A 19,513-nucleotide genomic window follows, 5' to 3' on the forward strand; every position below is an offset into this window, starting at 1 on the left:
TTACGGATGAGGAACACCAGCACCCCGCCACACGGGGCCTACCTTTGGGGCAAGGAGATTAAGCATATGCAGAGCAGTAGTCGATTTTCCGTTGGGGTGCACGTGCTGACTTTGCTGGCCACTAACCCGCCCGGCGAACTGTTGACTTCCGACCGCATGGCGGGCAGCGTCAATACCAATCCGGTGGTGATTCGGCGAATCCTGGGGCAGCTTAAGCAAGCGGGGCTGGTCGAGGTGCGAGCGGCGGCCGGCGGCACCCACCTGCGCCGCGACCCGGCCGCCATCACCCTGCTCGACGTGTACCGGGCTGTCGAAACGACCGACGAGCGTCTGTTCAGTATGCACGAGAATCCTAACCCGCAGTGCCTAGTAGGACGTAACATTCAGGCGGCGCTTGATGGCACGCTGCATCGCGCCCAGCTGGCGCTGGAACGGGAGCTGGCCGGCACCACCCTGGCCCAAGTGGTCGAACGCGTGCGTGAACCAGCAGGTTGATTTTTTTATGGCATATTGTAACAATATTAGTTACAATAAAAAACTTCCCGTTACCTTTGGGTTATCATCTCGCCGTCAGGCGCACTTTTCTTCCTTAACCCATGAAAATTGCCTTGTTAGGGGCCACTGGCTTTGTTGGGGCCGCGCTGCTCCACGAAGCCCTGACTCGCGGTCACCACGTGACGGCCATCGTACGCGACCCGGCTAAGCTGACGACGACCAACGACCTACTAACCGTGGTCACGGGTGACGTGAACCAGCCCGCTCAGCTTGCCCAGCAGCTCACCGGTCACGACCTGGTGCTGAGCGCCTATAATGCCGGGTGGGGACACCCCGACCTGTACACGGCCTTTATCGCGGGCTCGAAGGCCATTGAGCAGGCGACCGAGCAGGCGGGCGTGCCGCGCTTGCTGGTTATCGGCGGCGGCGGCAGCCTCTTCATCGACGGTCACCAAATAGTAGACAGTACCGATTTTCCAGCCGAGTACAAAGCGGGTGCGACGGCCGCCCGTGACTACTTCAACCTGGTACAGCAAAACCAAAAGCTGGACTGGACGGTCTTCAGCCCCGCCCTCGAAATGCACCAGGGCATTGACACCGGCCGCACTGGCCACTACCGTCTCGGCACCGACAGCCCCGTATTCAGCACCCAGGGCCGCAGCGTCCTCTCAGTCGAGGACCTAGCCGTGGCGGTGCTCGATGAGGTGGAGAAACACCAGTTTAGGCGCCAGCGCTTCACCGCCGCTTACTAGGCGGGTTCTACCTGAAGCGGCACTGTCGGCAGCGCTATCCCGGTGAGTAGCCTGATTAGCAAGGCACTACCTCCTGTTGCGCCGAATTAGTGGTCTATAACGATAATTTCTCCGGCTTGGTCGAGTGGGTTGCGCGACGCAGCGTGAGGGAAGCTAGCTTCAGCCCCTAGGTTCTCAATTTAGTACGCAGTAACTGGTTTGCTTTTTACTTACTTCCCACATCTCCGATGCCTTACGCTTCCGCTTGGTCGCGCCGACGCTTCCTAGGCACCCTAGCTGCTGGCGCCAGCACATCGCTGTTGCCTACCTGGACCCGCGCTGCCGCGCCGGACCCGCGCGTGGCCGCTATCGTGGCTGCTACCATCGGTATCGATACCCACAACCACGTGGACGTGCCCCTGGCCTCGGCCGACGGGCCCGGCCCCACCCTTGACCTGGCGGGCGAGCTAAAGAAGTCGGGCCTTTCGGCCATCTGCCTGACGTTTGCCGTGGACTACCAGGCGCTCACGAAAGAAGGCCAAGCCTACGAGCGCTTTCTGAGCGGCCTGGCCGCGTTAGACCAGCAGCTCGAGCTCAATAAGCTGCGGCGCGCCCTGAACCTGGCCGACCTGCAGGCTGCTCACCGCCAGCACCAGCCCACCGTGATTCAGTCGGTCGAGGGGGGACACTTTTTGGAAGGCCAGCTGGAACGCCTAAGCGAAGCGTATGGCCGGGGCCTGCGCCACCTGGGGCTTCTGCACGACCACGACGCTACCCCGCCGCTGGGCGACGTGTTCACCAACCCACCGCAGTGGGGCGGCCTTACAGCGCTGGGAGCTAATGTAATTAAGGAGTGCAATCACTTGGGCATTCTCGTCGATTTGGCCCATGCCAACGCGGAAACAGTGGCGGCAGCTCTGAAAGTGACGACGAAGCCCGTACTCGTTTCGCACACCGGCCTCGATACCCGGCTGGGACAGAACCCGGACCTGGCCCGTATGATGCGGCCCCGGCTCCTCAGCAGGGAGCAAGCCAAGGTGGTGGCCGGCGCGGGCGGCGTCATCGGCGTGTGGACTCACCTGGCCGACACCCCCCTAGCCTACGCCCAGAACATCCGCGCCCTGGTGGAGGTCGTCGGCATCGACCACGTGTGCCTAGGCACTGATACCAAGCTCACTCCTCCTTATCGACCAGGGGGCGGTTTCGGCCCGCCACCAGGGCCAGCGGCGCCCCCGCCCGGCACGCAAGCTGGCAATCGCTCCCCCGCCCCACCCACTGGAGCTGGTGGTCCTGGCGGGCCTAGTGGTCGGCCAGGGGGCGCCCGGGTGGGCGAGCGCACCAACGAGGCCTGGACGGGCCAGCAAGGAGGGTTCTACTATGCCGTGGTGGACGCCCTGCTGCAAACCGGTTTTACCCAAGATGAGATTGGCAAAATTGGTGGGGGTAACTTCTGTCGCGTGTTTGACGCCGCCACCGCCGGCCACGGCTAATGCTGGTGCTAGCTGGCGAATTACGTCGTTAGTGCTTTCTGAAGTGCCGCCTACTAGTCGCCATTACACCATGCTTTTTCACTTTTTCTCCCTCCATCGTCATGTCCGATCACCCCCCCCTGCGCCGCGGCTTACTGCTGGCGGCGGGCCTGTTTGGCTTCGCCGCTTTTAAGCTGGCTCCCGGCCACTCCAAGCTGCCAGCCGCCGCGCCGGTCCTGGCCCACCGCAGTAGTTCACTCGCCACGAAAGCCGATGTCGTGGCGGCGGCCAACGCCTTTTTGGCGACGCTCTCGGCCGAGCAGCGCCAGGTGGCGCTGGTAGCCTACGCCGATTCCAATGTCACCAAGTGGTCGAACTTGCCGGTGGGCCTCGCCCCGCGCGTGGGCTTGCAGTTACGTCACCTCAGTCCCGCTCAGGTTACTGCTGCTTTAGCCGTCGTGCGCGCCGCGACGGGTACTGTAGCCGGGAACGGATTCAATGAGATCGAGCAAATCCGGGCCGCTGACGACAACCTGAGCGTCCTGCCCCAAGGGCCGCCCCCCGGCGGTTCTCCAAGTGGTGGCCCGGCGGGCTCGCCCACGGTCGGCCCGCTGAGTGCGGGCCCTCCCGGGTCAGCACCCAGTGGCCAGACGCCGGGGCCGGGTGGCCCACCCCCTGGTAGCCGCCCCCCCGGCGGCGGACCGGGCCGGCGGGGCTTTCCCGGCGGGCGTCGGCCCATCTTTGAGTATAGCTCCGGCATCTATTTCATCGCGTTCCTAGGGCAACCCAGCAGCACCGGCACCTGGATGCTGCAATTCGGCGGCCACCACCTGGGCACCAACATTACCTTCCACAACGGCCAGGTAACGGGGGCCACCCCCAAGTTTGAGGGGACCGAGCCGCTGCGCTTTACGACCACCGACAACAAGGTCTTGCCCACGGGCACCGTTTGCGAGCCCATGGCGGACGAGGCCTCCGCCATGCGGGCCCTGCTGGCCAGTCTCACGCCTACCCAGCAGACGCACGCTAAACTGACGCAGAGCTTCGACGACGTGCTGCTCGGGCCAGGCCAGGATGGCCAGTTTCCGAAGCAGAAAGTGGGGGTGCCGGTGAGCGCGCTCTCGGCGAAGCAGCAGCAGTTGGTAGTGGCCGCGATGGCCCCCTGGGTGCAGGATGCGGACGATGCGACGGCCACCGCCCTGCTGGCCGACTATAAAAAGCAGCTGGCCAGCACCTACGTGGCCTACGCCGGCACCGGCCAACTCACCTCTCATGCCGACTACGTGCGGCTCGATGGCCCCCGGGTATGGATTGAGTTCGTGTGTCAGAATGGTATCCTCTACCGTAATCAAATTCACTACCACAGTATTTGGCGTGACCACCTGCGCGACTACGGGGGCAATTTCTACACTGTCCGCTAGCCGGGTCAGCCTGCTTATCAAGTAAAGGCAACAATATTTCTACCCGTGACAAGTAGGGTGTTGTTACACAAATAGGGCAAACCCTCCGACTCAAAGGCATAGGCACATGCCTTTGAGTTTTAAAATCTTGATAAAAAAATAATTACCTAATAAAATTACATGAGCGATAGCGTAACCGTTCGGTTTCGCCACCTGCCTTCGATAAGTTTTAAGGGATGGGTAGAATTATCACCCCGCACTCCTCTTATGGCACAGTCGCGTTTTATCACCAACTGTCAGGCTGCTTGGTTCCTGAGTCGGAGGGTTTGCCCTATTTGTGTGACAACACCCCAAGTAAAGCCCTGCGCTGAACAACACCTACGTGGCATTTTCGGGCAACCCCAGCTTGAATAATCGCAACGACTACGGGCGCCTCGGCGGGCCCTCTGGCTGGATTGAGTACTCCCGCCAGAACGGTGTCGTGCTCTCGCCTACCCTCCCGCACTCGGTTGTTGCGTGACAAAATCAAGGACTACTGCGGCAATTAACGGACTCCAACTGTTTTGATGACTTCCCCAATTTGTTGTCCCCGCCGGCTAGGGTGGCTCCTGCTGGTACTGCTGCTCAGCCTGGGGCTCTTTTTTCAGGCCGTGGCCCACCCCATGCCTAATTCGGTGGTGCTGCTCACGATGCACGCCCACCGCATAAACGCCGCGGTGCAGATTCCACTCAGCGAGCTGCAGCCCGCGTTTGGCCACGCCGTGGGCGACTCCTCGGCTCATCTGGTAGCGCGCCTCGGCCCAGAGCTACGCCGCTACCTGGCGCAGCATATGCGCCTGCAAAGCCCCGACGGGCGCTTCTGGGCCGTGACGGTAGGTGAGTTAGGGGTGCAGGAAACCCAAAACCCGATAACTGGCCCCTACCGCGAGCTCACCGCCCAGATGCGGCTGCTGCCCCCGGCTGGGGCCGACGTGCGGCAATTCGTGCTACGCTACGACGCGGTTATCCACCAGGTGGTGACGCACAAAATTCTGGTGGCGGTACGGCAGGACTGGGCCGCTGGCCAGGTAGCCGATGATGCCGAGCCGGCCCAGGTGGGCGTTATTGCGCTAGACGTGCGCAACAACATTATTTCGCCACTGGCCGTCAACCTGGCCGCCGGCACCGTCTGGACGGGTTTTCGGGCAATGGTGCAGCTCGGCATTCGGCACATTGCCGAGGGCATCGACCACCTGCTGTTTTTGCTGGCACTGCTGCTGCCCGCGCCCCTGCTGCTCACCAAGGCCCGGCGCTGGGGCCGGTTTGGTGGGGTAGGCTACAGCCTGCGGCGCCTATTATTCATCGTCACGGCCTTCACGCTGGGACACTCGCTCACGCTGCTGCTGGGCGCGCTGGGCTGGGTACGGCTGCCCGGCCAGCCGGTAGAGGTACTCATTGCGGTGTCCATCCTGGTGTCGGCGGTGCACGCCGTGCGCCCGCTGTTTCCGGGCCGCGAGGCGTGGGTGGCCGCCGGCTTTGGGCTGGTGCACGGGCTGGCCTTCGCCAGTACCCTAGCCAATCTACACTTGGAGGCCGGTCCGATGGCCCTGAGTATTCTGGGCTTCAACCTCGGTATCGAGCTGATGCAGCTCTTCGTGATTGCCCTCACCATGCCCTGGCTGCTGCTGCTTGCCCGCACCGCCGCCTACCCCGTGGTGCGGATAGGAGGAGCAGTATTGGCTGGTGTGGCCTCCATAGCCTGGCTAGCCGAGCGCTTGCTGGGCCAGGCTAATCCCTTTACGCTGCTCATCAGCCGGGTAGTACCCTACGCGCCCTGGCTACTCGGGGCGCTGGCTCTCACGGCACTGGTGAGCTACTGGCGTATGCGCACCAGCGCTGCCCAGAACCAAAGGGCTAAGATGGGTTAAGCAAGGACCCTTGGCTGCCCGGCAAAGTAGTTGTTGAGCCTTTGATTTTAACAGAAAAGTCGAACCGTCGATTAGTTCTCCTGAATGGGCTATTTACAGTAAAGAAATGACAACTTCGGCTGAAAATTGGCGTTGCTAATTTTCATATTTATTTGTAATACAGCAGATTAATCGAGGCTTTATTTCTTTCTCAACTGTTCGCCTTTTCTAAAATGAAGAGTTTTACTTGCTTAGCATTCGCTACGGCGCTGCTCGCTCTGATGGCTTTTAGGCAAAATGCGTTGGTAAAAGCCTCCTTCGTGGCTAGCCCGCAGGAGAGGCCCACTTCGGTGAAAGGCTCGAAAGGCATTAAATCGGCCACCCAAACCCAAGACGTAGCCGCCGTCGTGACGGCGGCCAATGCATTTATTGCTACGCTCAGCGCGAGCCAGCAAGCCACGCTGCTCCAGGCTTACAATTCAACCAATGTCACCAAATGGTCGAATCTGCCTACCACCTTTGTTGCTCGCATCGGCCTCAAACTCGGCGACCTGACGACGGCTCAGCAAACTGCGGCCTTAGCCGTGGTGCAGGCGGCCACCGGCACTACTCCTAATGAGGGTTTCGACGAGATTCAGCAAATTCGGGCGGCCGACGACAATCTGAACGCCAACGGTGGTGGCGCAGCCTACGGCAGCGGCCTGTACTACCTGGCTTTCCTGGGCACGCCCTCTACTACTGGCACGTGGCAGCTCCAGTTTGGCGGTCACCACCTGGGCACCAATATCACCTATGGCAACGGCACTGTGACCGGGGCCACGCCCAAGTTTGAAGGGGTTGAGCCGCTGACTTTTCCCACAACTAATACGAACGTACTGCCTATTGGCACGTACTCCCCGCTGAGCAGCGAGGCCGCGGGCATGCTGGCCATGGTAAGCAGCCTGACTACTGCTCAGCAGGCTACGGCCAAGCTTACCCAGACGTTCAACGACGTGGTGCTCGGCCCCAATGGCAATGGCCAGTTTCCGACTACCAAAGTCGGTATTCCGTGCAGCCAGCTTTCGGCCGCGCAGCAAGCGCTGGTACTGGCAGCAATGCGCCCGTGGGTCAATGACTCGGATGATGCCACGGCGGCTAGCCTGATGAGCGTTTACCAGAACCAGCTGGCCAATACCTATATTTCCTATTCCGGCACGGGCTTGTTTACTACCACCGGCGACTACGCCCGCATCGACGGACCCAACGTCTGGATTGAGTTTGCCTGCCAAGGCGGCATTGTGTACCAGAGCCAGATTCACTATCACACCGTGTGGCGCGACCATGCCCGTGACTACGGCGGAAATTTCTACGGCACCTATACCACCGTGCTCGGTACCAAGGCGGCTACCGCTGCGGCAGTGTTTTCGATGTATCCCAACCCCACAGCCACCGGCAACACCATGCGGGTACTGCTGGCCACGCCGGCCACCGCCGCCACCTACACCCTGCGCAACGCCTTAGGGCAGACTATCGCCAGCAAAGCGTTCCAGGGCGATGCCGTGCAAGTGCCTGCCAGCGGGCTATCCCCCGGCACCTACGTCCTCAGTCTCCAAGTCGATGGCAAAGCTCCCGTAACCCGTCAATTCGTGGTGGATTAACCCGGTTGAGTGGGTACGCTCAGCGTTGGCTCTTGCTCTTGGTTATGCTCAACTTTCTAAAAGCAAGACCGTTTACAATTTAAAGAAGCTCCAGCCAGTAGGTCGGGACTTCTTTAATATAGTGGGTTGGACACCCAGCCCGCTACTTTCACACACTCCTCCTGCTGGGAGCTAGCCCTGCTCCCTGTCGCTGCTATGCCAAGCCTCCTTGCTACTTCCCTTAGCGAAAAGCTGGAGCGCTGGCAAAACCAGGTCCGCGAACCCTCCCTGACTGTGTTACTACTCGGGCAAGTACTGTTGCTGTTTGTGGTGAGTCCGCTATCCAGCGTGCACGTAGTAACTTATGCAGTAGTAGGCGGCCTGCAAGTGCTGCTTTTGGTAATTTCTTACTTCGCCCTACCCCAGCGCAGCAAGGTGCGTAGCCTCCTGCTCATTTGCCTGGCTCCCACATTGTGGGTGTTAATTGCCGGCTCGAATCTAACTATCGGGCTCGCGCTGCGCATGGTGGCAACGCTCGGTGTTACCATCGCCGTGGGACAAGCCGTGTTTCGGGCGCAGCGGGTAACCAGCCACCAGCTGCTAGGGGCAGTGGTTGTCTACCTGAACCTGGCCCAGCTATTCATGGGCGCATTCATTGCCTTGAATAACGAGCTACCGGGGGCTTTTACTACCCTAACGAAGACGGCGCTAAAACCGGGCGAGCTCTTATACTTCAGCCTGACCACGCTTACCTCCACCGGCTACGGCGATATTCTACCCGTGCATCCGCTGGCCCGCAGCCTGGCTAATCTGGAAGCGGTTGTCGGGCAGCTGTTTCTGGCCATTCTGCTCGCCCGCTTGGTGAGTCAGCGGCAGGAGCGCGCCGGCAAGTACCACCGGGGTGCCGCCAGCCTGTGGTAAACAACCCTTGGAAAGTGCGCCGCCAGCGCAACACCTAACCAGGGGACAATTGTCAGAAAAATGGTGTTGCCCACCGCACGTCCTAAGTACCAGTCCTGTAAGTTTTAATGGCTATTTCCGATGACGCCGCGCTGAATGCCCGCCTGACGCTGCTACGCCAGACTGACCCGGCGGCTTTTATCGAGCAGCTTTTCAAAACCTTCTACGCCCCGCTGGGCACCGTGGTGTACCGGGTAGTGCCCGACCGGGCCGTGGTAGAAGACATCTTGCAAGACGTTTTTCTGCGCCTGTGGCAGGGCCTGGCCGACTTGCCGGCCATTGAGTCGTACCGGGCCTATCTCACCCGGATGGCCCTGAACGCGGCGGTACGCTACCAGCAGCGCAGTCTGCGCCAGGTGGCCTGGGACGATGCTCCCCCTCCCACCGCCCCGGTGGCCCCCGATGCCCTAGCAGGCCTGTACGCGGCCGAAACCGCCGAGGCCGTGCAGGCAGCCCTGGCCCACCTGCCGCCGCAGTGCCGGGTGGTATTCGAGCTGAGCCGCTACGAAGAGATGAGCTACCAGCAGATAGCGGAAGCCCTCGAGATTTCACCTAAAACGGTGGAAAACCAGATGGGCAAGGCCCTGCGCATTCTGCGCCGCGAGTTGGCCGGCGTGTTAAAAAACCTGTACTGGCTGCTGCTTTATATGGGGGTAGTAAAGCCGGCCGCATTACTTCCGCCAGCTGCTTCCGGCGGCCCTACCCAGCACCTGACTACGAATGCGCCAGTTATTTTGCAAGTCCGCGTGGGGGTAGCGGGGCCCTGACGTATCCTATCCTCATCCTGGCAACTTAGCTGCCCCAAAGCTTTTATGACGCAACGCTACCCTGACCCGGCCGATGCTCCCTGGGCGCTGCTGGCCCGCCACCTGGCCGCCGACGCCACGGCGAGCGAGCGGGCGGACCTGCGCGCCTGGGTAGAGGCTGACCCCAGCCACCTGCAAATTCTGACCACCGTGACCCGCGCCTGGGAGCGGGCCGGCGAGGTTGCGACTGGGCCCGTGCTGTTCTCGCCAGCCGATGTGGAGGCCGCCTGGCAGCGCTTCCGCCCACTCATGGGCGCGGCAGCACCCACTACCACTTCAGCTACCCCGCTGCCGGTTGCCGCCCCAGCGCTTGCGCCCACCCGTTCCGACGAGCCCGCCGTTCGCCCGCTGTGGCCCCTGGCGCGGCGTGCGGCAGTCCGGCGCTGGCAACTAGCTGCCGGGCTGGTACTGCTGTTAGGGGTGAGCTATGCGCTGGCTAGGGGCTGGTTAATCAAGCCTCAGGAACTTACGCTGACTTACGTTAGCGCGGCTAACCGCCAATTGATACGGCTGCCCGATGGCAGCACGGTATGGCTCAACGCGCATTCGCGGCTGCGCTACGCTGGGGTAGGGCGGGCGCCGGCCCAGGGCCTGCGGGCCGTGCAGCTGACGGGCGAAGCCTATTTTGAGGTGCTGCCAAATCTCGCCCGCCCGTTTATCGTGAACACCACGACGGCCCGCGTGCGGGTAACGGGCACGGCCTTCAACGTGCGCGCCTACGCGGCCGAAGACTCGGTGGAAGTAAGCGTGACCCACGGCCAAGTGTGGCTCACCCATCTCTCGGCCCCCGACAGTGTGCAGCTGCCGGCTGGCACCCGCGCCGCGCTGCACGCTACCGATGCGCCCGGCCGTGAAGCCGCCCGCCTCCAGCGCCGGGCCAGCGCCGACCCCAACTTCCGGGCCTGGCAAAATGATACGCTGCGCTTCGATGATACGCCCGTGACCCAGGTAGTGCGCACGTTGCGAGCTACGTTTGGCACCAGCGTGCAGGTGAGCACCCCGGACCTGGGGCACTGTCGTTTCACCGGCACCTTCGTACAGCAGCAGCCGGCGCAGGTGCTGGCCGTGCTGGCCGCCGCTACGGCCAGCCGCCTTACCCTGACTGGCAACGGCAGCTACCAGCTGCAAGGCGTAGGCTGTGCCAGTCCCGTTTCCGCCTCTCCGAATCCGGCAGCGTCGGCCACCCCTACCCTTAGCCGTGAGTAAACCCGCTACGCCCAACCGTTCTGGTCAATGTTTGCGGATAATGCTGGTAGTAGCGTTGTGCTTACTGGTTGGCGGCCTGACCTGGGGCCAAGCCGCTAATCCGGCGCTGACGCGCTTGGTACGGCCTACCCCCGGTACCCGTTCACTGGGCGCCGTCCTAACCGAGTTAGCGCGGCAAGGCCACTTACCCTTAAGTTATAGCAGTTCGCTAGTGCCAGTAGCGCACGTCTGCACTCTGCGACCGGGGCCAGCCCGCCCGTTGGGGGTCGTGCTGCAGGAAGTGCTAGCCGCCGAGCACCTGTCGTATGGGTTGCTGGACGGGCAGCTGGTGCTGTGGCCCGCCCGGGTAGCCGCTCCCGTGGGCGTCACCTCGGTAAATGGCCGCTCTACCCCATCGCCTCCTACCCATGCAGGCCAGTCGCCCGCCGTTGCCACTAGTGAATATAGGAAGGCCGTAGCGGCCAACTCGACCGCTACTCGCCGAAACCCCACCAGTCGCCTGGCAGCGCTGGCGGCGCTAAGGGAGCCACTAGTTTCCGGCGCGGCAAAATCAGCTACGGCACCCAGGGCTAGCTCTAAATCATCGGTCAGGGAGCCGCTTGCCAGGGGGCATAAAATGCCATCTGCCCTTGCAGTTCGAATAGGCTTAGCGGACCGCCCGAGGGCTGAGGTGCTGGTAAATAAATCAACAACTTTTGCTAAGCAGGCTACTGCCAAGCCGAACCCCGGAACGATAGCGACTTCTTTACTACGCGGCAGTACGGCGCACACCCGCCTCACTACAAACATTCAACGTACTGAGCCAGGGGAGGCCTTGGCCAACTCACCAGCCGCTGCTCACCACTTGCTACCTGCACCTAGCCAACTCAGGGGGCCGGTCGATTTGCTCCCCTTCTTGCGCAGCATGCCTTCGGTAGTGCCAGCATCGGGCGGAGTAGTGCCGGTAGCGGTAGCCCTAGGGCCTAGCCCCGTTGGTAGTCCGTCGCGGGGAACCGACCCTGCAGCTAGGCCTTTTGCTTTGGCCAGCCTGCTACATCCCAGCTACTTGCACGGCGAGGGGTGGGGCAGCGAAAGTCTACCCCTCAACGCAGCCCTAAAGGTGGGTATCCCGCGTATCTACTTAGTGCTGGGGGTAGCGGCGGGTCCCTTTGGGCGCCAGTCGGGTGGGGCCGCCTGGGGGGTCGGACTGGGTACGGCCGGCCGGCTGCGTGGTCGCTTCACCCCCAGCCTTGACCTGGTGCAATGGTTTGTTAGCGGTGATAGAGAAAACATCCCCAGCAATCTTACCCAGCTCCGACCCCAGGTAGGGTGGCAGCTTAAGCAGGGCGGGCGCTGGCAGCTTGTAGGGGGCCCCACCCTTAACCTGGCTACAGCCTACCGCCGTGACCCGCAAACCCAACGCTGGGACTTTGGCCGGGACCAGTGGCTATGGGTAAATCAGGCCGACAACGAGTCGTTGCTGCGCCTGTGGCCGGGGGTGCAGCTAGGGGTGCGGTTTTGAGCGTGCGCGGCAGCATCTGTCAGACGGACCCACCCACGCGCCAGTGGCTAACCCTAGCGGCAGCTAGCTAAACGAGCGCCCCGGAGTACTCCAGGACGCTCGTTTAGTAGATACACCTGCTTAGCCAGCCCTATAGGCTAGCTGCGGCCCAGCCGGCTAATTAGCGCCGGTCGTAGTGGTGGTGTTCACGCTAATGCAGCCTAGCTCAACCAGCGGCCCAGCGCTGCAGGTGTTCACATCGTCGGCGTCGCCATCATTTTTCTTGATAGTGTAGCCTACCAGCACTTTCTCGCCGGTCGTGGCGTGGAAGTTGGTCCAGGTCGAGCCAGTGGGCACTACGTAGGTGCCATCAGCCAGCTGCAGGGCCAGGCCGCAGCCGGTAGTCGAGCTCAGGTCAACGACAGTGGCGGCGGTGCTGCAGGTGCCGCCGGTGGGGCTGCAGCTGCCTTTTTTGCCGTCTTTTTCAAAACAGCCGGTGAGCAGGGTACTAGCGCTCAAGCTGAAAAAGGTTAGCGTGGCGATGGCCGCGCTGCGGGAAGAGAAACGTTTCATACAAAAAATGTTGAAAAGGGGTGAATTGAAAAAAGAAATGAGAAAGGTGAATGAGAAAACTGCTAATCAAGGCATTACCTCTACCCAGCCTTTGAAGCGCCGCCCATCGGTGAAGGTCACGAGGTAGTAGTAGATGCCGCCGACGCCACCACCATCCCAGCGGAAGCTGCGCGTAGGCGACTGGTATATGAGCCGGCCCCAGCGCGAGAAAATGCTGACGCCCGCAAACTGACTAGCGCAGAAATTGGGGGGTAGTGCCTGGTCGAGCGTAAAGGCTTCATTCAGGCCGTCGCCATTGGGCGTGATGATGTTGGGCGGGCGGAAAGCCAGCGAGTCGGCAGGCCGCGCCACCACGAAGCGGATAGTGCGCGTAATAATGTGCGGCGTGCAGATGGTGCCGCTTTGGGTGAGGGCAAAGTGCACCAGTAGGCCATCGGGGTTGGCCGTGGCCGCGCCGCAGGTGGGCGTCCAGGCAAAGGTGGCGGTGGCGCGGCCGGTACCGTTCTGAGCCTGAAAATTCATGCCCACGCTGGCCAGGTCGAAGCCTTCGCCGGCGGCCGTGAGAGCTAGCGGATTGGGCGCGGTGTCGGTGCCGAGCAGCGTGGCGGTGTAGGGCTGATTGAGTGCTACCCGCACGGTGGTGGTAGTGCCGGCCACTTCGGGTGGAAAACTGGTGGTGAGCACCGGCACGCTGCTCGGGGGCGGCGTGGCCAGGAAAGCTACCCGCACCGTGTCGCGCTTGGGCAGGGCGCAGCCATTGTCGGCCACCAGCACGTTGAGGTAGTACACTTTACCCTTCGAGTCGGCGCAGGTCGGGAAGCAGAGCGTGGCCGTGAGCGTATCGGGCTGGCCGCTGGCGCGCACCGTACCGCTGGTGGTAGTGGTAAAGCTCGGGGCCGTGGCCGGGTCGGAAAAATTGACGGGCGCGGCCGTGAGCGTGAGCACCGAGTTGGGGTCGGGGTCGGTGTAGCGTAGGGTGAGGCAGCGCGAGCCGCCCGGCAAGATGCGCACCGTGTCGCGCCCGGCGCGGTAGGCGCGGCCATTGGCCTGCACCGTTACCACGGGCGGGTTGTTGCTGGGGCAGTTGAGCACGTAGAGCTGGAAGTCGCGCCGCGTTTCGCCGATTTTCACGCCCTTGCGGTACTCTGAGCAGCGCACCCCAAACACGAACAAGCCCAGCCGGCTGGGCCGCACCGTGAGGCGCCCGGTGTGCGTGTCGATGGCCAGGGGCGGCGAGCCGGGTATTTGGTTGGTGGTGCCCAGGCCGGTGGTCCAGGTTACGGTAGAATAGGGGGCGGCGGCGGGCAGCGGGGCCGGGTTGGCGGCCGTGGAGTGGCCGTTGAGCGGCGTCACCAGGTCGTAGGCCAGCGAGTCGCCGTCGGGGTCTTGGCCCCCGAAGTCATAGTAAAACAGGTTGCCCAGGCAGGCATAGTCGCCCAGCGCCGGGAAGATGCGCGGCGTCGAGTCGATAAATGACGCCCCGTTGCGCACCACAGCCGGAAACTCCAGGTAGAAGGTTTGGGCCGCCCCGCCGGGGTTCACGATGTTGCTGATGGCCAGGTTGCGGCAGCAGCGCTCCACGGCCACGTAGTAGCCGCTGGCGCTGGCGTAGGTGGCCGCATCGAGGGTGATATCCTTCACGTACAGCAGCTTGCGCGTGCTGAGCGAGCCTACGGCACAAGCTGGGTTGGTGTAGCTCACGAAGGTGTTGCTGGTGAGCGGCAGGGTCACGCTCTGCAACTCCCGGTTGGTGGCCTTATCGAAAATGCCAGCCACGATGGATTGGTCGAGCGCCGCCGCGTTGCCATTGATGGCGTCGAAATACAGCGTGAGCGTGAGCGTGTAGGTGCTGCCGGTTTTGTACTGTAGGTCGAGCTCGCCACCCACGATATGGGTGGCTCTAGCAGGACTTGCCGCCAGCAGCACCAGCCAGAGGCTGAGCAGCGCCCATGGTTGCACGCGCGCGACCAGAACGGAGGCTAGGTTGTACACGAATTAAACGAAATAAGGCTGGTATTCTGGAAAAGATTAACGCTTGGCTGCCCGCCACCCGCCCGGCTGCGGCGGACTCCACCCTGCTAGGTCACGCGTGAGGTCGCGCGCCGAAAGGGCGCGCTGGCGGGGCGCCGGGGTGGGCGGCACCGAGTTGCTAGCCCATTCGGAATTAGCCAGCAGTTCCTCGTAGATAACCTGGTGCCGCGTGAGTTCATCCTGCCAGTCCTGCGCTTGGCCAGCGCGGCGGTCAACGGCTGACCCCGGCAGGATGCGCCACCTTCCGGCCTGAACCGGCAGCTGATAATCGGAGAAGTAGGCGATGCGCATAACAAGCGTGCGTAAGCAGTTAATCCAGTCCTAGTGCAGTAGCATCTCCCCTTCGGTAGTCCGGCTGTTCATAGGAGCGGCTCAGGTAGAAGACACCGGGAAGCGGGGCTACCCCTACGCCAAGGCTGCTTTTATTTTACCTGCCCCTGCTTTGCTTAGGCAACACGCTTTCTATCAGCTCTATTGCTAATAGGAGCCCTAGTGAATGTTACCACCCACGGCCAGGCCGCTGGGCACCGTGGCCGGCACGGTTTTATCGTAGCTAGTCGCCGTCAGCGAATTGAGAAAAGCAATGATGGCCTGCTCATTCGTTACCCGGCCTGGAAACTGGGGGTCGCGCTGGCCGGTGCTCACGTGTGGGTTGGCCGTATTGCGGTCATTGTCGTAAAAATTGAGCACGTCGTTTAGCGTGCGCAGGGTGCCGCTGTGCATGTAGGGCGCCGTGAGGGCCACGTTGCGCAGGCTCGGGGTGCGGAAGGCGTAGGTGCCGTTGGCCCCGGCATCCGAGGTGGCGTTCTTGCTGTTGTCGGCCACGCCCATCACGTGCAGCTGGTAGTCGCTGAGCATGGGGCCACTGTGGCACTTGGCGCAGCCGCTTTGCACAAAGGCCTGGAGGCCCTGCACCTGCTGCGCCGTCAGGGCCGAGTTGTTGCCACGCATATACTGGTCAAAGGGCGAATCGGTCGCTATCAGGGTGCGCTCGAAGCAAGCCAGGGCTTTGCCAATGTTGGCCGCCGTGAGGGGGGTAGCCTCGGCAAAGGCCGTCTTGAACAGCGCCGCGTAGGCCGGAATAGCGCGCAGCCGCGCCACTACCGAGTCGGGGGCGGCGCCTTCGGCATACTGGTGGCCGCGCATCTCCTCTAGGGTAATCAACGGCCGGAGCGCCTGGGTTTCGAGCGACTGGGCCCGGCTATCCCAGAACATGGGGGCTAGGACGGGGTCGACGGCGCCGTTGGTAGTCAAGCCGTTAAAGGCTGAATTGAGCACGGTCGAGCTATTGCGCTGGCCGAAGGGAATTGTATTCGGCGTTCGAAAGCGGCGCGTGGCCCCGAGGCCCTGGCCATTTTCACCGATGGCCAGGTCAAGCCCATCGGCGTAGCCGGTGGCCGGGTGGTGGCAGGTCGCGCAGCTCACATCGCGCCCCCCCGAGAGAATGGGGTCCCAGTACAGGGCGCGGCCCAGGTCTACCTTGGCGGGATTCGTCGGGTTGTCGGCGGGGGACGCAGCCGTCAAAGGCAGGGCTGCCAGCCCCTGCACCGTCTGGGTGCTCGATGGGGTGGGTAGGGTATTTTGCTTCTGGCAGGCCACCACCGCAATCAGCAGCGCCGCCGAGGCCAGGACAGAGGTAAGTTGGGCAGTAGCAGAAGCAGGCATTAGCAAATTATTATCGGGTACAGAAATTGATAAACAAGGAATTAGCAAGCAAAAAATGCTTTGGCGTTGCCGGGGTAGTATAGGCTAGCGGCAAAGCGGGCCGGCTAGGGTTTAGAGGCGCATCCAGCTGGCGCAGACCTTCGATGGCAGCCGCATCGCCCGGCCGGATGAGCAGCACCTGGTTAAAAAGGGCCTTCGCTACCAGTGGCTTATGCAGGTGGAGATAAGTCTGCGCCAGCGCCAGGTTGGCATCGTAGTCGAAGGGATAGAGACTGACTACGCGCTCGAAGTGGCGGGCCGCCGCGCCAAAGGCCTGGCGGTTCAGGTAAAGCACGCCGGTCCAGTAGTTGGCCTGCGTATTCTGCGGGTCCAGGTGAAGAATAGCGGCGTATACTCGAAACATCTCCTCCACCTGCCCTAGCGCGCTGAGCGGCTTGAGCAACCCAAAGCGGGCTTCCAGGGCGGCGGGCCGCTGCCTAACGGCTCGCTGATAATGGGCTATCGAGGAGGGGTAGTCTTTCGCTAAGAGAAACAGCCAGCCAAGCCGGACATTTTGTTCATAGGTACCGGTGTACCCGGCTTGCAGCGCGGCAATCGCCTCAGCGTAGTCTGCCCTGGCCTCGGCGGCGTAGCTGGTGGCAAATACCGCCGGCTGGCCCTGGGCCCAACACCCCAGGGGCACGTTTCCCAGCAGTAGACTGACGACAAAACTTGCGCGAACGAGGTGCATGCAAAAGCCGACGTTTGAAAAAGTGACGTATCAGTTAGCTTGATTTTTGGAGCATCAGGAAAGCAGCTTAGTAGGCTATTGACAAGCGCTGACTCTCTCCTACTCCACTGGGAGTGGTTACCGCCGCTGGACTAGCAATTCGCCCATTTAATAGGTAGATGCGCGAAACTGGCTCCACCCCTACGCTCAGCCGATTTTCAGTAAAAAAGATGCCGACTTTTATAATAATTTATTCATTATCAAATCACTAATTGAGCGACATTGCCACCTTAGTTTGGTCTTTCCAATGGCCACGCGATTAGTTGAGCCAACGCCAGACGCGTTTGCCGGCTAGGCACTACTGGCTTGTCCTGACCAGGCGGCGGCCCAGCGGTATAAAAAAGCCGGAGATTCTCTTGCACAGCGGTGGCTAGCTCGAGGTGCCGCGTGCGGGCCAGCCGCTGCACCCACCCGGCGTACGTACGGTCGGCCAGCGCATAGACCCCGGCCCGCGTCGGCTGGCCAGTATCCAGGTTCAGGTTAGGCAGCGGGGTGGCCAGGTGGGCCAGCATGGCCTGGTAGCGCACCAGCGCTTCGCCGAAGCTGGCCTGCATAGTAGCAAAGGCAGCCGGCGGCAGCGGGCGGAAGGCTAGCAGCGGCGCTACCCCGAGGCGGGGCAGGGCAGGCCGTAGCCATACGAGCACGTGCATGCCCAGGCTCAGGTGGTCGGGGCGGGGGCCCCTGCGCCGGCGAAAATGCCCGGTATTGATGCGCTCGTAGTAGCGCTGGCGCTCGGGAGCCGGCAACTGGCGCAACTGACCCGCCGGTACGTACTCGCTGGCGCGCACGGCCGCCGGCAACAGCTCGGCCGAGACAAACCGAAAAGCAGCCAGCCCGGGTCCCACGTGCGGCAGTACCTGGCCCAGCCGCAGCTCGTAGGTACGCTGGAAGGCGCGTTCCAGCACCGACCGGCTCACCCGCAGCCCGATAGCTTCGTGAAAGTCTTCTGACCGATAGTAGCCTGCCTGTACCTGCGCCACGTCGAAGGCAAACTCGACCTGGGCGTGTTGATGCGGTGCCTGGGCATAGGTAATCGGGGTACCAAGCCGGGGGTACAGTTCCGGAAATACTAAGTCGGTCACGGCGTTGGTACCTACCGGGTGGCCCACGCCATCGGCCGCGTAGTGGGCTAGGGCCCCGAGCGCAAAGGCTAGCTCGTTGCGGTCACGGGCTTCTTCAAGCAAGGCCCGCACGAAGTCGCCGGTACGCACGTAGTGGGTCAGGTCTGAAAACAGCGCGCCATTGCCCGGGTAGTAGCCCAGGTCTTGGAGCAGGGCCCCGCCGTAGGCGTAACTGCGGGCCTCGCGCAGCTGAGCCGGGGTAGCACCGGCGTAGTGTCTTTCCAGCACCGGCACCAGGTTTCGGGTCCAGCACGAGTCTACGACTGCCTGATGGGTGAGCGCCGAGAAAGCGGCCGCCGAATGCCCGAACAGCAGCAAGTACGAAAGCAATACTATACGCATAGGCCATTAGCCGGGGCCCACGTGAGCAAACCCCGCGGCGCCAGGAGAAATCAGTGGGGCAGCAGTCGGAACGGATACTGAAAAATTAAATCAGCGCCTCTGCCACCTTCCAGATGCCTAACCCAGCCCTTACCCCCACGCGGGGCCTTATTTTATTCAGCAGGCTAGCGGGCCCGGTTTGCCTGAACGACTAGCCGGAGCCTGCTGAGCAGGGCAGCCAATTGCCGGAAAGCTGAAAATTCAACTAGCACTAAAAAAAGCTAAATTTTAAAGGAAGCATGTGGAGGTAACGGCCGCTTCGCATTTCTTCCCTTTAATTCCGGCCCGCAGGCGGCCTCATGTCGAGTTTTATCCGATACGCATTGGCAGTTCTCTACAATTTCACCCTTTTTTCTTCCCCTAGCGATGGCGATTAATTCGGAAATGAATCGAAGAGAATTTAGATAGCTCTTTGGGCTCGGCGCAGCTTCTTTACTAGCTGCAGCTACTATAGCACCCGGTCATCGGTATAAGAGGCTGCTGCCCGCCGTCAATTGTTCCTTGGCCACTGGACGCATGGCGCTGGTAGCGAGCAGCACCACCTTTCGGCGGCTCGGGGCCGATATGTCGAGCGTGGCGGCGTCGCTGGCCTAGTGGTCCTACGACGGCGGCGTTTTTAGTGGGCAAGCCCCTTGCCTCAACTTGCCCGGCACGGGGTAGGACACGTATAATAACACCGGCCGGTACTTCATTCAGGGGCGCTTCCGGGGCCAAGGCTTCCTCTACACGGAAGCCGAATACCGCGACGGCATCACCCGCAATGGTCTGCTGGGCAGGGTCGTTTGCGTGAATGCCCAAAGTGCCTCGGAGTCCCGCAGCTAGCGGTTCGACACGATGGCTCCGGCGGCCGGCGTGGGCTTGCACCTAAACATCAACAAGCCCACCCGCGCTAACCTGGCCGTGAGTTATGGCGTAGGCCTGCAA

Annotated in this window: 16 protein-coding genes; 10 read left to right on the forward strand and 6 right to left on the reverse strand. The window is 62.0% G+C overall.

The window, feature by feature from the left end:
• Positions 1-66 precede the first annotated feature (66 nt).
• The 10 genes from J4D99_RS19145 (at position 67) to J4D99_RS19190 (ending at position 12,070) form a co-directional block, all read left to right on the forward strand.
• The gene (locus J4D99_RS19145) at positions 67-495 is read left to right on the forward strand and encodes an Rrf2 family transcriptional regulator (RefSeq protein ID WP_220235762.1); all 429 of its coding nucleotides are present in this window, start codon (positions 67-69) and stop codon (positions 493-495) included.
• Positions 496-596: 101 nt separating this feature from the next.
• Positions 597-1,247 carry an NAD(P)-dependent oxidoreductase gene (locus J4D99_RS19150; RefSeq protein WP_208133353.1) on the forward strand — a complete coding sequence of 217 codons (651 nt, stop codon included), beginning with the start codon at positions 597-599 and terminating at the stop codon, positions 1,245-1,247.
• A 227-nt stretch (positions 1,248-1,474) separates the two neighbouring features.
• Positions 1,475-2,716 (forward strand): dipeptidase, encoded by a 1,242-nt coding sequence (locus J4D99_RS19155; protein WP_208133354.1) that lies wholly within the window; start codon positions 1,475-1,477, stop codon positions 2,714-2,716.
• A gap of 101 nt (positions 2,717-2,817) precedes the next feature.
• Positions 2,818-4,116 carry a DUF3500 domain-containing protein gene (locus J4D99_RS19160; protein WP_208133355.1) on the forward strand — a complete coding sequence of 433 codons (1,299 nt, stop codon included), beginning with the start codon at positions 2,818-2,820 and terminating at the stop codon, positions 4,114-4,116.
• A 545-nt stretch (positions 4,117-4,661) separates the two neighbouring features.
• The gene (locus J4D99_RS19165) at positions 4,662-6,002 is read left to right on the forward strand and encodes a HupE/UreJ family protein (RefSeq protein WP_236018751.1); all 1,341 of its coding nucleotides are present in this window, start codon (positions 4,662-4,664) and stop codon (positions 6,000-6,002) included.
• A 281-nt stretch (positions 6,003-6,283) separates the two neighbouring features.
• A complete protein-coding gene (locus J4D99_RS19170; protein WP_208133356.1) occupies positions 6,284-7,618 on the forward strand; it encodes a DUF3500 domain-containing protein in 1,335 nt (444 codons plus the stop codon).
• 195 nt (positions 7,619-7,813) lie between these two features.
• The gene (locus tag J4D99_RS19175) at positions 7,814-8,518 is read left to right on the forward strand and encodes a potassium channel family protein (protein WP_208133357.1); all 705 of its coding nucleotides are present in this window, start codon (positions 7,814-7,816) and stop codon (positions 8,516-8,518) included.
• Between the two features lie 107 nt (positions 8,519-8,625).
• Complete coding sequence (locus J4D99_RS19180) at positions 8,626-9,324, forward strand: RNA polymerase sigma-70 factor (RefSeq protein WP_208133358.1); 699 nt, start codon at positions 8,626-8,628, stop codon at positions 9,322-9,324.
• A 45-nt stretch (positions 9,325-9,369) separates the two neighbouring features.
• Complete coding sequence (locus J4D99_RS19185) at positions 9,370-10,569, forward strand: FecR family protein (RefSeq protein WP_208133359.1); 1,200 nt, start codon at positions 9,370-9,372, stop codon at positions 10,567-10,569.
• 1,018 nt (positions 10,570-11,587) lie between these two features.
• On the forward strand, positions 11,588-12,070 hold the full coding sequence (locus tag J4D99_RS19190; protein WP_208133360.1) for a hypothetical protein: 483 nt from the start codon (positions 11,588-11,590) through the stop codon (positions 12,068-12,070).
• Positions 12,071-12,226: 156 nt separating this feature from the next.
• Here J4D99_RS19190 and J4D99_RS19195 read toward each other — a convergent pair whose 3' ends face one another.
• The 6 genes from J4D99_RS19195 to J4D99_RS19220 form a co-directional block, all read right to left on the reverse strand.
• The gene (locus J4D99_RS19195) at positions 12,227-12,622 is read right to left on the reverse strand and encodes a hypothetical protein (RefSeq protein WP_208133361.1); all 396 of its coding nucleotides are present in this window, start codon (positions 12,620-12,622) and stop codon (positions 12,227-12,229) included.
• Positions 12,623-12,688: 66 nt separating this feature from the next.
• A complete protein-coding gene (locus J4D99_RS22265; protein ID WP_208133362.1) occupies positions 12,689-14,614 on the reverse strand; it encodes a T9SS type B sorting domain-containing protein in 1,926 nt (641 codons plus the stop codon).
• 36 nt (positions 14,615-14,650) lie between these two features.
• Positions 14,651-14,944, reverse strand: a complete 294-nt coding sequence (locus tag J4D99_RS19205) for a hypothetical protein (RefSeq protein ID WP_208133363.1) — start codon at positions 14,942-14,944, stop codon at positions 14,651-14,653.
• A gap of 198 nt (positions 14,945-15,142) precedes the next feature.
• Entirely contained in the window at positions 15,143-16,318 is a 1,176-nt protein-coding gene (locus J4D99_RS19210; protein WP_208133364.1) for a cytochrome-c peroxidase, read from the reverse strand.
• Positions 16,319-16,328: 10 nt separating this feature from the next.
• A complete protein-coding gene (locus J4D99_RS19215; protein WP_208133365.1) occupies positions 16,329-17,048 on the reverse strand; it encodes a tetratricopeptide repeat protein in 720 nt (239 codons plus the stop codon).
• Between the two features lie 269 nt (positions 17,049-17,317).
• Positions 17,318-18,550 carry a zinc dependent phospholipase C family protein gene (locus J4D99_RS19220; RefSeq protein ID WP_208133366.1) on the reverse strand — a complete coding sequence of 411 codons (1,233 nt, stop codon included), beginning with the start codon at positions 18,548-18,550 and terminating at the stop codon, positions 17,318-17,320.
• Positions 18,551-19,513 lie beyond the last annotated feature (963 nt).

Origin of the sequence: Hymenobacter sp. BT559, assembly GCF_017571525.1 — a bacterium.
GTDB lineage: Bacteria > Bacteroidota > Bacteroidia > Cytophagales > Hymenobacteraceae > Hymenobacter > Hymenobacter ginsengisoli.

Bases quoted from the DNA above. Each gene is read 5' to 3' on its own strand.
- J4D99_RS19145 (WP_220235762.1), top strand. From the start codon at position 67: ATGCAGAGCAGTAGTCGATTTTCCGTTGGGGTGCACGTGCTGACTTTG.
- J4D99_RS19150 (WP_208133353.1), top strand. From the start codon at position 597: ATGAAAATTGCCTTGTTAGGGGCCACTGGCTTTGTTGGGGCCGCGCTG.
- J4D99_RS19155 (WP_208133354.1), top strand. From the start codon at position 1,475: ATGCCTTACGCTTCCGCTTGGTCGCGCCGACGCTTCCTAGGCACCCTA.
- J4D99_RS19160 (WP_208133355.1), top strand. From the start codon at position 2,818: ATGTCCGATCACCCCCCCCTGCGCCGCGGCTTACTGCTGGCGGCGGGC.
- J4D99_RS19165 (WP_236018751.1), top strand. From the start codon at position 4,662: ATGACTTCCCCAATTTGTTGTCCCCGCCGGCTAGGGTGGCTCCTGCTG.
- J4D99_RS19175 (WP_208133357.1), top strand. From the start codon at position 7,814: ATGCCAAGCCTCCTTGCTACTTCCCTTAGCGAAAAGCTGGAGCGCTGG.
- J4D99_RS19180 (WP_208133358.1), top strand. From the start codon at position 8,626: ATGGCTATTTCCGATGACGCCGCGCTGAATGCCCGCCTGACGCTGCTA.
- J4D99_RS19185 (WP_208133359.1), top strand. From the start codon at position 9,370: ATGACGCAACGCTACCCTGACCCGGCCGATGCTCCCTGGGCGCTGCTG.
- J4D99_RS19195 (WP_208133361.1), bottom strand. From the start codon at position 12,622: ATGAAACGTTTCTCTTCCCGCAGCGCGGCCATCGCCACGCTAACCTTT.
- J4D99_RS19205 (WP_208133363.1), bottom strand. From the start codon at position 14,944: ATGCGCATCGCCTACTTCTCCGATTATCAGCTGCCGGTTCAGGCCGGA.
- J4D99_RS19210 (WP_208133364.1), bottom strand. From the start codon at position 16,318: ATGCCTGCTTCTGCTACTGCCCAACTTACCTCTGTCCTGGCCTCGGCG.
- J4D99_RS19215 (WP_208133365.1), bottom strand. From the start codon at position 17,048: ATGCACCTCGTTCGCGCAAGTTTTGTCGTCAGTCTACTGCTGGGAAAC.
- J4D99_RS19220 (WP_208133366.1), bottom strand. From the start codon at position 18,550: ATGCGTATAGTATTGCTTTCGTACTTGCTGCTGTTCGGGCATTCGGCG.